Below are 13,284 nucleotides of genomic sequence, written 5' to 3'. Positions count from 1 at the left end.
ACCGTGCCGAGTCTGAAAATCGACAATCTTCACAAGAGCTTCGGCCCGACGACGGTGTTCGAGGGCATCACGCTCGACGTGCCGTCCGGCGAGTTCCTGGTCCTGCTCGGCCCTTCGGGCTGCGGCAAGTCCACGCTGCTCAGGATCATCGCGGGGCTGGAGGACGAAACGTCCGGCGACGTGCTCCTCGACGGCCAGTCGATTGCCCACCTGCCGCCGGCCAAGCGCGGCATCGCCATGGTCTTTCAGACCTACGCGCTCTATCCGCACCTCACGGTGCGCGGCAACATGGCGCTGGTGCTGAAGCAGGCGGGCTATTCCAAGGACGAGATCGAAGCCCGGGTCTCGGCAACCGCCAAGGCCTTGGAGCTTGATCCCCTGATGGACCGCAAGCCGTCCGAACTTTCGGGCGGCCAGCGCCAGCGCGTCGCCATCGGCCGGGCTATCGTCCGCGATCCCAAGGTGTTCCTGTTCGACGAGCCACTCAGCAATCTCGACGCCGCCTTGCGCGGCCAAGTGCGCCTGGAGATCGCGCGGCTGCACATGCGGCTGTCGGCGACCATGGTCTATGTCACCCACGATCAAGTGGAGGCAATGACGCTGGCCGACCGGATTGTGGTGATGAACGCCGGCCAGATCCAGCAGGTCGGCACGCCGCGCGACCTCTACGAGCGGCCGGCGAATCTCTTCGTCGCCGGCTTCATCGGTTCCCCGGCGATGAACTTCATCCATGTGGAGACCGTCGACGGCGAGCTGCGCACGGTCAACGGCGCGCGCGTTGCGCATCTCGGCGGTACGCCGGGCTCCCGTGGCAAGTCGGTCATCGGCGTACGGCCCAGCGGCTGCAGCCTGGGCGACCAGACGGCGAGCGACGGAATGCCCTGCGAGGTCCTGATCGAGGAGTATCTCGGCGAGGCCAGCTACGTCCTGGTGCGCCTCGACGGCGGAGAGGAACTGGTGGTCCGCGAGGATCCGTCGCGCAGCTATCGCCCCGGCAGCCGGGCCAGCGTCAAGCTGGACCCCGCGGCCCTGCATTTTTTCGACGCCGTCAGCGGCAAGCGGCTGTCGGCCTGAGGTTGATGATCATGAGCGGCACTTCTTCCACCCACATGAAGACCGAGATCGCCGAGATTCCGACGGCGATCGCTCGATTGTTCGATCGGTCGCGCGAGGCGATCGCGGCGGCCGGCGCGGCCCTGCGCGAGCGCGACCCGGCGCTGATCGCAACCATCGCGCGCGGCTCGTCCGACCACGCCGCGAGCTTCCTCAAATACGCGATCGAACTCACCGCGCACCGGCCCGTCGCCTCGCTCGCCCCATCCGTCGCCTCGATCTTTCAGGCGCCGTTGCAGATGCGGGCGGCGGCCGCGATCTCGATCTCGCAGTCGGGTGAGAGCCCGGACATCGTCGCCATGGCCGAGACGGCGCGCGAAGGCGGTGCCCTGACGCTGGCGCTGGTCAACCAGCCGGCCTCGCCGTTGGCCAAGACCGCCAGCCATCCGATCGATATCGCCGCCGGCCCCGAGCTTAGTGTCGCCGCCACCAAGACGTTTGTTTCCTCGATCGTCGCCGGGCTGGCCGTTCTCGCCGAATGGCAGCAGGACGCCGCCCTTCGCAGCGCTCTGGCGGCGCTGCCCGACCACGCTGAACAAGCGCTCGCCTGCGAATGGCATGGTCTGATCGAAGCGCTGGACGGCCACGACTCGCTCTATGTGCTGGGGCGTGGCCCGGCCATGGCGATCGCCAGCGAAGCTGCGTTGAAGTTCAAGGAGACCTCGGGCCTGCATGCCGAAGCCTACAGCGCGGCCGAAGTGATGCACGGTCCGGTCGCCATCGTCGACCGCGGCTTTCCGGTGCTTGTTCTGGCCGCGCGCGACGCGGCGGAGAAGAGCTGCGCATCGGCGGCCGAACAGTTGGCCGCGTCCGGAGCGGCCGTCTTCGTCAGCGCCGATGGCGCACCGGCCGCCAGCCGGCTGCCCTTCGTGGCCACGGGCCATCCCCTGACGGATGCGTTGTGCCTTGCTCTGCCCTTCTATGCCTTCGTGGAAGCGTTCGCGCGTCATCGCGGGCTCAACCCGGACCAGCCGCCGCGGCTGCGCAAGGTGACGGAGACGAAGTGACGGCCCGAGTGTGAGCAAGCCACCGACCCATCCGGGCGTCGCGTTCTTCCGCGACCGGTTCGCCCAGAATCCGGACGATCCGACGCCGCTCTACGTCCAGATGGCCAACGCGCTGCGCTCCTTCATCCAGGAGGGCAATCTGCAGCCTGGGACGGCCCTGCCGCCGGAGCGCGACATGGCCGAGTTCACGGCGCTGTCACGCGTGACGATCCGCAAGGCGATCGAGCTTCTGGTGCACGAGGGACTGCTGCGCCAGCGTCGAGGCTCGGGCACCTACGTCGAAGCCCCGATCGCCCGCATCGAGCAGCCGCTGGCCGGGTTGACGAGCTTCACCCAGGACATGGTCTCCTACGGCCGCAAACCATCGATCCACTGGCTGGCCAAGGACTATGGCGATGCCTCCCCGCACGAAGCGGCGGTTCTGGCGCTCGCGTCCGGTGATCAGGTGATCCGGCTGCATCGCATCCGGCTCGCCGACGGCCTGCCGATGGCCGTGGAACTGGCCGTGGTGCCGGCACGCTGTCTGCCGTCGCTCGATACGCTGGGCGACTCGCTCTACCAGGCCTTCGAGAAGTCGGGCATCGTTCCCGTCACCGCCCGCCAGCTGATGCGCGCCTGCCTGCTGCCGGAGCGCGAGGCGGCGCTGCTGCAGGCCGCCGCCGGCGAGCCGGCGCTCTATATGGAACGCATCACCCACGATCAGGCAGGGACCGTCATCGAGTTCACCTGCTCCCACTATCGCGGCGATCGCTTCGACTTCATCGCGGAGCTCACCCTCAATCAAGGCTCATGACCGGCTTGCCCTCGGGCGAACCGCTTCCAGCCCTATCGGAGACGACGCATGTCATCCCGCCTGGACAGTTCGGACGTCGAGGTCCTCTGCGACCGAGCTTACGCTCCCGTTCAGGCGGCCATCGACGAAGGCCGCATCCCCGGCGGGGTCCTGGGGCTCGTCGACCGTGACGGGCATCGCGCCGTGCGGATCGCGGGCGCCGCCCAGATCGTTCCGCACCACCGGCCGATGCGCCGCGAAATCTGGTTCGACCTCGCGTCGCTGACCAAGGTTATCTTCACCACCCCTCGCATCCTGGCCTTCGCGGAGACCGGTCGCATCGATCTCGACGCCCCGCTCACCAGGGCTCTGCCGGACCTGCGCCAACACGATATGAACGCGTGGGAACGGCAGGTGACGTTTCGCCAATGCCTGGGACATCAGACGGCCTTTCCCGCCGTCGAGCCGATCTACACCTATGGCGACGATCCGGCCCGACTGCGCGCCTTCGTGCTGCAACACGCCTGGCGGCCCGGTCCAACCGTCTATTCGGACATCAACTTCATCCTGCTCGGCCTCGCCTTGGAGCGGCTGAGCGGCCAGACCATCCGCGATATGAACCCTGGGCGGGGATTCGCCTGGTCGGCGGCGCCGGCGATGACGGCGGCGACCGAAGGGTGTCCATGGCGCGGACGAATGCTCTGCGGCGAGGTTCACGACGAAAACGGATCCGCCCTGCGGGGCTCGGGCCATGCCGGGCTGTTCGGCCCGGTCGATGCCGTGCTCGACTTTGCCCTCGGCCTGCTCGACGGATCGGGCGCGTCTGCCTACGCCATCGAAGCGATGCGCGCTCCGGCCGATGCGATCCGCACTCTTGGCTGGGAGCGGCCGCACCCCGGTTGGTCGGGAGGAGAGCGCTGCTCGGATGCGACAATTGGGCACACCGGATTCACCGGCACCGGACTTTGGATCGATTTCGACCGCGGGCTCTCCTGGACGCTGTTGACCAACCGCGTCCATCCAACGCGGCACGCCGACAGCGGCATCGCGATCCTGCGCCAAACAGTCGGCGATTTGATCAATCAGGCCTAGACCGTCCACCAGCTTTCACAGACATCATGCCGATCAAAGGCTTTTTGCCAAGGCCAACAAGGGGTTGGCCACGCCGACTAACACGCCTGTAAGCTCTGGCCACCTTCTCGGCCGACGATCAATGCAAAAGATAACTCGGCGTCACGCTCGACTATACCATCGCCTCGGCGACAAATCCGCGGACTTATCGTCTTATTCTTGAATAAAATCGTGCAAAACAAATATTATAATTTGAACTAATCAAAAATCTGGTCATTTTTCAAATATTAACCTTGGAATTTAAGGGAGGTGAAACGTCTCGATCCTATAGTGCCTCTCAGCCCAGGGATTGGTCCCGGCCACCTGGTGTTTCGAGGACAGGAAGGAAATTTCATGATCAATCTTCTTCGCCGTTTCAAGAAGAACGAATCCGGCGCAACCGCTATCGAATACGGCTTGATCGCCGGCCTTGTGGCCGTCGCCATCATCACGGCGCTGACCACGATGGGCGGCAAGCTCGACGCCACTTTCAACAAAATTTCGGACGAATTGCAGGACGTTGCCACCAGCTAGTCAACGCCTTCGTCCATCATCGAGGCCCATTTCGGAGCCCTCATCGTCAAAAGGCCGCTCCGTCAAAAGCGGCCTTTTCACTAGCCGTGGGACGGCGATTTGTCGTCTCTCAGCTACCGCCGAGGGCTTCAGCGATGTTCAACCGAGTTCGGCAGCTTTACCGAAAAAGCGATGGCGTTACGGCCGTTGAATATGCGCTGATCGCGGCTTTGGTTTCCGTCGCGGTTCTTGCTCTCAGCCCAGTTGCCGAGGCGCTGACACCGCATTTTGCTCGCATCAGCGACGAACTTGCGAAAATTGTATCCGACGATTCCTAATCGGGATTGTTGCCAGATCGCTAATCATCGACAGTCCGCCCATCGACCACGGCAGAGCATCGCGATCTCTTCCTCAAGGTCACGCGGAAATGTCGAGCGAGGAGCTGGCTTTTTTCGGGCAGCGCCCGATGAAATTCTGCGCCGAAGGCGGCAGGAATAGTCCAGCTTTGCAAATTGGCCTAATCGACCAATTTTATCGGCTTCGATTGCCTGCGGCGGCGGCAAATGGCACTCCACAGAGATGTGGACGTAGCGCTGCACAAACCAACCTGTATACGGTTCTGTCCAACGACGATCCGCACACCGTTATCACTGTTCACGGGAGAAGCTCCCGAAACGCCATCCTGAACTTCCGGCGGCCGGCCGGACGTTCCTCTGCTCGGAGACCCGACATCGATCGGGTCTCCGGCGGACCAATTCGCCTTACTTGTTGACGGCGTCCTTCAAGCTCTTGCCGGGAGCGAACTTCGGCACGTTACGGGCCGGAATGTCCACCTCTGCGCCGGTCGAAGGGTTGCGTCCCTTGGAAGCGGCGCGATGCGCAACCGAGAAGGTCCCAAATCCGACGAGACGAATGTCATCGCCCTTCGACATGGTCGTGCTGATAACGTCGAAAACAGCGTCCACGGCCTGGGTCGCCTGCTGCTTGGAAAGTTCGGCCTTTTCCGCAACTGCGGAAACGAGCTCGTTTTTGTTCATGCCTCATTCTCCTGACTCGGCAAAATTGGTTCGGCCCGGTGGAACGATGGGGCAGACTCACTCATCATTCAAGGCTCCGTGAACGCAAAGCCCCGACTTTTTGGGTGTTTTTCGATAAAAAAACCGCCCCGGAGGGCGGTTTTTCAATGCGTATCCTGAACGATTAGTGAGCGACGGCCACAGCGCCGTCCTCGTCAGGGATCGGCCGGGGGGCCAGCGGCTCCTCCTCCTCCGACCATTCGATCGGCTCGAGCTCCCGGACCAGAGCATGTCGAAGCACCTCGCCCATGCGCGATACGGGCACGATTTCGAGGTTGTTCTTCACGTTGTCCGGGATATCGGCCAAGTCCTTGGCGTTCTCTTCCGGGATCAGCACCTTCTTGATACCGCCGCGCAACGCCGCCAACAGCTTCTCCTTCAGGCCGCCGATCGGCAGGACACGTCCGCGAAGCGTGATCTCCCCGGTCATCGCGATTTCACGATGAACGGGAATGCCGGTCATCACCGAGATGATGGCCGTCGCCATGGCGACGCCCGCCGACGGTCCGTCCTTCGGGGTGGCTCCCTCCGGCACGTGCACGTGGATGTCGCGCTTGTCGAACAGCGGCGGCTTGATGCCGTAATCGAGGGCCCGCGACCGCACGTAGGACGCGGCGGCGGAGATCGATTCCTTCATCACGTCCTTCAGGTTGCCGGTCACCGTCATCTTGCCGCGGCCGGGCATCATGACGCCCTCGATCGTCAGCAGTTCGCCGCCGACCTCGGTCCACGCCAGGCCCGTCACCACGCCAACCTGATCGTCGAGCTCCGCCTCGCCGTAGCGATAGCGCTGCACGCCCAGATACTCGGAGATGTTCTCCGCCGTCACCTCGACGGTGGTGCGTTCGCCCTTGAGGATCTGCGTCACCGCCTTGCGCGCCAGCGTCATCAGCTCACGCTCGAAGTTGCGCACACCGGCTTCCCGCGTATAGCGCCGTACGATTTCGCGAAGCGCATCGTCGCCGACCGAGAATTCCTCGGGCTTGAGGGCGTGGTCGCGGATCGCCTTGGTCAGCAGATGCCGCTTGGCAATCTCGATCTTCTCGTCCTCGGTGTAGCCCGCCAACCGGATGATCTCCATCCGGTCCATCAGCGGCGCCGGGATGTTGAGCGTGTTCGCGGTGGTCACGAACATGACGCCGGACAGATCGTACTCGACCTCGAGATAGTGGTCCATGAAGGTCGAGTTCTGTTCAGGATCGAGCACCTCGAGCAGAGCCGACGATGGATCGCCGCGGAAGTCCATGCCCATCTTGTCGATCTCGTCGAACAGGAAGAGCGGATTGGACTTCTTCGCCTTCTTCATCGACTGGATGACCTTGCCGGGCATCGAGCCGATATAGGTCCTGCGATGGCCGCGGATCTCGGCCTCGTCGCGCACACCGCCCAGCGACATGCGGACATACTCGCGGCCCGTGGCGCGGGCGATGGAGCGCGCGAGCGAGGTCTTGCCGACGCCCGGAGGGCCGACGAGGCAGAGGATCGGCCCCTTCAGCTTGGTCTGCCGGCTTTGGACCGCGAGATACTCGACGATGCGCTCCTTGACCTTCTCCAGGCCGTAGTGATCGGCGTCGAGGATCTCCTGCGCCTTCTTGAGGTCGATCTTGACCTTGGAGCGCGTGCCCCACGGCAGCCCGAGCAGCCAGTCGAGGTAGTTGCGCACCACCGTGGCCTCGGCCGACATCGGGCTCATCTGCTTCAGCTTCTTGAGCTCGGCCTGCGCCTTCTCGCGCGCTTCCTTCGACAGCTTCGTCTTCTTGATGCGCTCTTCCAGCTCGCCGACCTCGTCGCGGCCTTCCTCGCCGTCGCCAAGCTCCTTCTGGATCGCCTTCATCTGCTCGTTGAGGTAGTATTCGCGCTGCGTCTTCTCCATCTGACGCTTGACCCGCGAACGGATGCGCTTTTCCACCTGCAGCACGGAGATCTCGGCTTCCATGAAGGCCAAGGCCTTTTCCAGCCGGTCGCGGACGCTGATGAGCGTCAGCATCTCCTGCTTCTCGTGAATCTTGATCGCCAAATGCGAAGCCACAGTGTCGGCAAGCTTCGAGTAGTCCTCGATTTGCCCAGCCGCGCCAACGACTTCGGGCGAAATCTTTTTGTTGAGCTTGACGTAATTCTCGAATTCCGCGACCACCGAGCGCGCCAGAGCCTCGATTTCGACCGGGTCCTCTGCCGTCTCCTCGATGATGCGAGCCGCCGCCTCATGCCATTCGGTCTGATCGGTGAACCGGTCGATCTTGGCGCGCGAGATACCCTCGACCAGGACCTTCACCGTCCCGTCCGGCAACTTCAGCAGCTGAAGGACGTTGGCGACCGTGCCCACGTCGTAGATGGCGTCCGGCGCAGGATCCTCGTCGCCGGCGTTCATCTGCGTCGCCAGCAGGATCTGCTTGTCGGCGCCCATCACCTCTTCGAGCGCTTTGATCGACTTTTCGCGTCCCACGAAAAGCGGCACGATCATATGCGGGAAGACGACGATGTCGCGCAGCGGCAGGACCGGATAGAGCGACGCCTCGGCGTAGGTCTGATCGTAAGTCGTATTCGGCATGATATTCCCTTTCTGCGGCATTGAGCCGCGTCAGGCCGCCACGCGTCGAGCCTCATCCAAGAGCACCCGACAGGACGCCTTCGCTCGGGGTATGTGGGCCCCGCCCCTACCTCCTTCAACCGTTCCGTCGTCACCGCCCGCGAACGGCAGCCGGCCGCCCGACAAACAAACGGCCCGTCTCGGCGCGAACGGCGCCGGGACGGGCCGCTTTCAGCAGCGACGCCGGAACGCGAGAAAGGCCATCAGGCGCTGACGTTCTCTTTCTCGTCCTTGCGATCCGCGTAAATGTACAGCGGCCGGGCGTTGCCCTCGATCACGTCTTCCGAGATCACGACTTCCTGAACGCCCTCCAAGGTGGGCAGATCGAACATCGTGTCGAGCAGCATCGCTTCCATGATCGAGCGCAAGCCGCGAGCCCCCGTCTTGCGCTCGATCGCCTTGCGCGCGATCGCTTTAAGCGCGGCCTCATGGAAGCTGAGCTCGACGTTCTCCATCTCGAACAACCGCTGATACTGCTTCACCAGCGCATTCTTGGGTTGCTCCAGGATCTGCACCAGCGCCGCCTCGTCGAGGTCCTCGAGCGTGGCGATGACGGGCAAGCGTCCGACGAATTCGGGGATCAGCCCGAACTTCAGGAGATCCTCCGGCTCGACCTCGCGGAACAGGTCGCCGGTGCGGCGATCGTCGGGCGCCGCAACCGTCGCCGCAAAGCCGATCGAGGTCTTACGGCCCCGGTCCGAGATGATCTTGTCGAGACCAGCGAACGCGCCGCCGCAGATGAACAGGATATTGGCCGTGTCGACCTGCAGGAACTCCTGCTGTGGATGCTTGCGACCGCCCTGGGGCGGTACGGAGGCGACGGTGCCTTCCATGATCTTCAGGAGCGCCTGCTGCACGCCCTCGCCCGACACGTCGCGGGTGATCGACGGATTGTCCGACTTGCGACTGATCTTGTCGATCTCGTCGATATAGACGATGCCGCGCTGGGCCCGCTCGACATTGTAGTCGGCCGACTGCAGCAGCTTCAGGATGATGTTCTCGACGTCCTCACCGACATAACCGGCCTCGGTCAGCGTCGTGGCGTCCGCCATGGTGAACGGCACATCGAGAATGCGCGCCAGCGTCTGAGCGAGAAGCGTCTTGCCGCAGCCGGTCGGGCCGATCAGCAGGATGTTCGACTTCGCCAGTTCGACGTCGTTGTTCTTCTGCGCATGGGCCAAGCGCTTGTAATGGTTATGCACCGCGACCGACAGCACCTTCTTGGCGAAGGACTGGCCAATCACGTAATCGTCGAGGACCGCGATGATGTCCTGCGGGGTGGGAACCCCCTCGCGGGACTTGACCATCGAGGACTTGTTCTCCTCGCGGATGATGTCCATGCACAATTCGACGCATTCGTCGCAAATGAACACCGTCGGTCCGGCGATCAGCTTCCGAACTTCATGCTGGCTCTTTCCGCAGAAAGAGCAGTAGAGCGTGTTCTTGGAGTCGCCGCCGCTCACTTTGCTCATTCGTTGTTCCTTCCGGTCCGGTCATCCAGACGGTCCTTGCGGACCCAAATTGTAGTTCTAGGATCGGGACAATATCATTGCAACCGCGAAGCACCCTGAACCAAGGGTGCGAATGTGACGCTTTTACAGCAGACAATAACGCGGCAACCCTTGAGTGACACTTAACTCAACCGTCGAGATGCTGCCGATCCTTGCCCGAGGCTTGATGGCCGGCCCCGTCAGGACGAGACGGCCGTCTCCAATGCCTCACGCGACGAATAGACCTTGTCGATGATGCCGAACTCGCGCGATTCCTCGGCCGTCATGAAATGATCACGGTCGAGCGTGCGCTCGATGGTCTCGTAGTCCTGGCCGGTGTGCTGGACATAGACCTCGTTGAGGCGGCGCTTCAGTTTGATGATATCCTGGGCATGGCGCTCGATGTCGGAGGCCTGCCCGGAGAAACCGCCGGACGGCTGATGCACCATGATGCGCGCGTTGGGCGTGGCGAATCGCATGTCCTTGTGCCCGGCGCACAGAAGCAGCGAGCCCATCGAGGCCGCCTGGCCGATGCACAGCGTCGAGACCGCCGGCTTGATGAACTGCATGGTGTCGTAGATCGCCATGCCGCTCGTCACCACGCCGCCCGGCGAGTTGATGTAGAGCGCGATCTCCTTCTTTGGATTCTCGGCTTCGAGGAACAGGAGCTGGGCGCAGACCAAGGTCGACATGCCGTCTTCGATCGGCCCGGTGATGAAGATCACGCGCTCCTTCAGGAGGCGCGAGAAGATGTCGTAGGCCCGCTCGCCCCGGTTGGTCTGCTCGACCACCATCGGCACGAGGTTCATCGCGGTTTCCACGGGGTCTTTCATCGATATGCTCTCAATTCTGGCAGGAATGGAATGATCGGAGCAGCCCTGCCGATTCGGAATGGCTGTCGGCGTATGGTCTGTAGATAGGGCGTGCTGAAGCTCCTGCGCAAGGGATCAGCCGTCCTCTGCGGATTTCACAGTGAATGGGGCGCCGTCAGCCCCCTGAAACCAGCCGATTCGCACCTCAACGATCGTCAACGTCATCGTGATCGGGAGGAATCGGCTTGCCTTCGGCGTCGATCGATCCGTGCAGGGTCGGCTCCGGCCTCGATGACTCGTCGGGCAAAGCCGCCCGCGCCTCACCTTCGACGACCGTTGCGCGCTCGTCGCGCGGGGTGCGCTGAAGGCGCATCGGCGGCGCCGTGCCATCCTTGCCCTCGCCGAACCAGACGGTCATGTGCGGGAACGGAATTTCGATCCCGCGCTCGTCGCACAGCCGCTTGACGACTTCGTTGTAGGCCCGGCCGACGCCCCACTGCTTGCCCGGCAACGTCTTGATGCGACCGCGCACCACGACGGCCGAATCGCCGAGCTCGTTGACCCCGAACATCTCGAAGTCGCCCAGGATCTCCGGTCCGTGGTCGCTGTTGCGGAGGGTTTCGAAGGCTTCGTGCATCACCGTTTTGACCTCCTCGGTGTCTTCCCGGTAGGCCACCCCGAGATCGATCACGAACTGCGAGAAGTCTTTGGTCATGTTGGCGACCTGATCGACCGAAGAGAACGGGATGAGGTGGTAGGTGCCGTCGAGCGCGCGCAGTGCGACCGACCGGATCGTCAGCCGTTCCACCACGCCCGAAACACCGCCCACCTCGACCACGTCCCCCTCGTTCATGGCGTTCTCGAGCTGGATGAAGGCACCGGTGATGATGTCCTGAACGAGCTTCTGGGATCCGAAGCCGACAGCCAGGCCGACGACGCCGGCACCGGCGAGCAGCGGCCCGATGTCGATGCCAACCTGTGAGAGCACCAGCATCGCCACGATGACCACCAGCGTGATGGTGAAGCCGTTGCGGAACAGGGCGAGCAACGTCCGTTCTCGCGCCGTGGGGACGGAGCCGAAATTGGGGTTGAGCCGGTACTCCACCCAGGACGAAACCACCAGATAGATGCCGAAGCTGATGATCAGCACGATGCCGGCGCCCAACAGGCCGCCCACGAAGCGCTGCCCGACGGACGTGGCGATCCAGCCGCTGAAATCCAGGATCTGCCAGGCTTCGAAGATGACGGCAATCACCACCACCACGACGAGGACGCGCACCGCCGTCAGCAAAGCGGGAATGAAGGAGTTGACCCGCCGCTCCAGCAGCGGAAGCCGCTCCTTCGTCGACTGCGGCACCTTGATGCCTCGCTCGGTCAGCCACGTCAGGACGGACGTGACGAGACCACCGACGGCCATGGCGATCAGTGTCTTGATGCTGGCGGCCGCCAGATACTGCAGCCCGCTGTGTGGACTGGTCAGCCATGCCGAAAACAGCGAAACCACATAGACGATCGCGATCAGCCACCAGACCCGGCCCAGCAGCCAGAGGAACCGCGCGCGAAAGCTGTGATTGCCCGCCTCGAAGGACCGCCCCAGCCGATCCCGAACCCATACGCGGTTTTGCAGCACCAGCCAGATTTCCAGGATGGTGCAGGCCAGGGACACGATGACGCGCACCGCGCGGGCGGCCGCGAAACTGGAATTGGCTTGAACGATGGGAGCCAGAAACAGAAAGGTGTAGCCGAGGATGGAGATCAGCCGGGACAGCCAAAAATACCAATAGCTCGCCTGACGATCGCCGAAAGGGGTAAGACGCAGCTGCGGATAGCGCGGCGCCATCAGCATCGACAGCACCACCTTGACGCCTTCGATCGCCAGGAAGGCGTTCAGGAACAGTGTCTGATTGATGTTCGGCGCACCGCCATTGTAGATCGCGGCAGCGATGTGGCCGCCGGCCCAGCCGAGCACGATGGTGACCGCGTCGATCAGCGACGAGATCACCAGCAGCGACAGCTTTCCGAGCGGGCCGGAATGCGAGGCCCGGTCGGCCATCCGCGCAAAGATCGGCGTCTTGATCAGACGCGTCAGTCCCAGCACGGCGAACACGACGACCATCACCAGCACGACCGGCAGGATCGCGGCTGTCAGGCGCGGCAGATCGAGGCTGCTGACACCCGTCATCAGCGAAAACGACCGGTTCAACGTGCCCCAGAGATTCTCGGCCACGCCCACGCCGAGCTCCACCACGTTGCGGCTGTAGGCGGCGATCTGTCGGGGCAGGCTCTGCACCAGCTCCGAGGGCGGCGAGTCCCCCTCGCCTTCGCTCTCCGCATTCGCGGCAGGCTCCTCGTTGGACGCGGCCGCCTTCAGCGAATCGATCAGCTTCGCGCGCGCCTCGTCGTTCTCGAGAATGCCGATGAGGTCGTCGAGCGAGGCTGCGTCCTGCGAGGTGGCCTCATCCTGGCTTTCGCCGGAACTGGCTGCGGTGGGCAGACTCAAGATCTGCGCCGCGGCCGGAGCCGCCACCGCCGTGAAAAGAAGAAGGAAGAGAAGCCAAAGGCGGGAGAAGGTCATCATCATTGCCGTCGTTGAACACGGTCGCCGGACCCGTTGCCGGCGCGGAAAGGCGGCGAACGCCGCTCGTCAACAACTCGCTGACCCGCGACCGATACGAAGTCATGACCTCCGCCAGAGGCGGAGGTTTGGAACGCTGCGCTTGAGCCACTAGAAGTGGCTTTGCTACATCAGGCGTTCAGCTTGAACAAATCGTTGTAGTCAGACGCTTTATCGGCTTTTTCTTGAT

At 63.3% G+C, this 13,284-nt stretch carries 11 protein-coding genes; 6 read left to right on the top strand and 5 right to left on the bottom strand.

Annotated elements, in window-relative coordinates; all coding sequences use genetic code 11:
- The first annotated feature begins 3 nt into the window (after nucleotides 1-3).
- From SMD10_RS19880 to SMD10_RS19855, 6 genes are all read left to right on the top strand, one after another.
- Complete coding sequence (locus SMD10_RS19880; RefSeq protein WP_331687481.1) at nucleotides 4-1,074, top strand: ABC transporter ATP-binding protein; 1,071 nt, start codon at nucleotides 4-6, stop codon at nucleotides 1,072-1,074.
- An 11-nt stretch (nucleotides 1,075-1,085) separates the two neighbouring features.
- On the top strand, nucleotides 1,086-2,120 hold the full coding sequence (locus SMD10_RS19875) for an SIS domain-containing protein (protein ID WP_331687480.1): 1,035 nt from the start codon (nucleotides 1,086-1,088) through the stop codon (nucleotides 2,118-2,120).
- Between the two features lie 10 nt (nucleotides 2,121-2,130).
- Complete coding sequence (locus SMD10_RS19870; RefSeq protein ID WP_331687479.1) at nucleotides 2,131-2,913, top strand: GntR family transcriptional regulator; 783 nt, start codon at nucleotides 2,131-2,133, stop codon at nucleotides 2,911-2,913.
- A 48-nt stretch (nucleotides 2,914-2,961) separates the two neighbouring features.
- The gene (locus SMD10_RS19865) at nucleotides 2,962-3,984 is read left to right on the top strand and encodes a serine hydrolase domain-containing protein (RefSeq protein ID WP_331687478.1); all 1,023 of its coding nucleotides are present in this window, start codon (nucleotides 2,962-2,964) and stop codon (nucleotides 3,982-3,984) included.
- A gap of 288 nt (nucleotides 3,985-4,272) precedes the next feature.
- Nucleotides 4,273-4,536: a Flp family type IVb pilin gene (locus tag SMD10_RS19860; RefSeq protein ID WP_331687477.1), complete on the top strand. Its 264-nt coding sequence runs from the start codon at nucleotides 4,273-4,275 to the stop codon at nucleotides 4,534-4,536.
- A 134-nt stretch (nucleotides 4,537-4,670) separates the two neighbouring features.
- Nucleotides 4,671-4,853, top strand: a complete 183-nt coding sequence (locus SMD10_RS19855) for a Flp family type IVb pilin (RefSeq protein ID WP_331687476.1) — start codon at nucleotides 4,671-4,673, stop codon at nucleotides 4,851-4,853.
- Nucleotides 4,854-5,276: 423 nt separating this feature from the next.
- Here the strand turns inward: SMD10_RS19855 and SMD10_RS19850 are convergent, their stop codons facing one another.
- The 5 genes from SMD10_RS19850 to SMD10_RS19830 all read right to left on the bottom strand — a co-directional run bounded on the left by SMD10_RS19850 (nucleotide 5,277) and on the right by SMD10_RS19830 (nucleotide 13,058).
- Nucleotides 5,277-5,552, bottom strand: coding sequence for an HU family DNA-binding protein (locus SMD10_RS19850; RefSeq protein WP_331687475.1), 276 nt, complete (start codon nucleotides 5,550-5,552; stop codon nucleotides 5,277-5,279).
- A gap of 163 nt (nucleotides 5,553-5,715) precedes the next feature.
- Nucleotides 5,716-8,139, bottom strand: coding sequence for an endopeptidase La (gene lon, locus SMD10_RS19845; protein WP_331687474.1), 2,424 nt, complete (start codon nucleotides 8,137-8,139; stop codon nucleotides 5,716-5,718).
- A 242-nt stretch (nucleotides 8,140-8,381) separates the two neighbouring features.
- Entirely contained in the window at nucleotides 8,382-9,650 is a 1,269-nt protein-coding gene (clpX, locus tag SMD10_RS19840; RefSeq protein ID WP_331687473.1) for an ATP-dependent Clp protease ATP-binding subunit ClpX, read from the bottom strand.
- Between the two features lie 218 nt (nucleotides 9,651-9,868).
- The gene (locus tag SMD10_RS19835; protein ID WP_331687472.1) at nucleotides 9,869-10,501 is read right to left on the bottom strand and encodes an ATP-dependent Clp protease proteolytic subunit; all 633 of its coding nucleotides are present in this window, start codon (nucleotides 10,499-10,501) and stop codon (nucleotides 9,869-9,871) included.
- A 184-nt stretch (nucleotides 10,502-10,685) separates the two neighbouring features.
- Nucleotides 10,686-13,058 carry a mechanosensitive ion channel domain-containing protein gene (locus SMD10_RS19830; RefSeq protein WP_331687471.1) on the bottom strand — a complete coding sequence of 791 codons (2,373 nt, stop codon included), beginning with the start codon at nucleotides 13,056-13,058 and terminating at the stop codon, nucleotides 10,686-10,688.
- Nucleotides 13,059-13,284: the final 226 nt, after the last annotated feature.

Source organism: Consotaella aegiceratis, from assembly GCF_036541425.1.
In the GTDB taxonomy this organism is placed as follows: domain Bacteria; phylum Pseudomonadota; class Alphaproteobacteria; order Rhizobiales; family Rhizobiaceae; genus Consotaella; species Consotaella aegiceratis.
Note: the sequence above shows the minus strand (reverse complement) of the source record. Positions and strands in the feature narration are given on the sequence as shown.

Bases quoted from the DNA above. Each gene is read 5' to 3' on its own strand.
- SMD10_RS19830 (WP_331687471.1), bottom strand. From the start codon at position 13,058: ATGATGACCTTCTCCCGCCTTTGGCTTCTCTTCCTTCTTCTTTTCACG.
- lon (WP_331687474.1), bottom strand. From the start codon at position 8,139: ATGCCGAATACGACTTACGATCAGACCTACGCCGAGGCGTCGCTCTAT.
- SMD10_RS19855 (WP_331687476.1), top strand. From the start codon at position 4,671: ATGTTCAACCGAGTTCGGCAGCTTTACCGAAAAAGCGATGGCGTTACG.
- SMD10_RS19875 (WP_331687480.1), top strand. From the start codon at position 1,086: ATGAGCGGCACTTCTTCCACCCACATGAAGACCGAGATCGCCGAGATT.
- clpX (WP_331687473.1), bottom strand. From the start codon at position 9,650: ATGAGCAAAGTGAGCGGCGGCGACTCCAAGAACACGCTCTACTGCTCT.
- SMD10_RS19865 (WP_331687478.1), top strand. From the start codon at position 2,962: ATGTCATCCCGCCTGGACAGTTCGGACGTCGAGGTCCTCTGCGACCGA.
- SMD10_RS19835 (WP_331687472.1), bottom strand. From the start codon at position 10,501: ATGAAAGACCCCGTGGAAACCGCGATGAACCTCGTGCCGATGGTGGTC.
- SMD10_RS19850 (WP_331687475.1), bottom strand. From the start codon at position 5,552: ATGAACAAAAACGAGCTCGTTTCCGCAGTTGCGGAAAAGGCCGAACTT.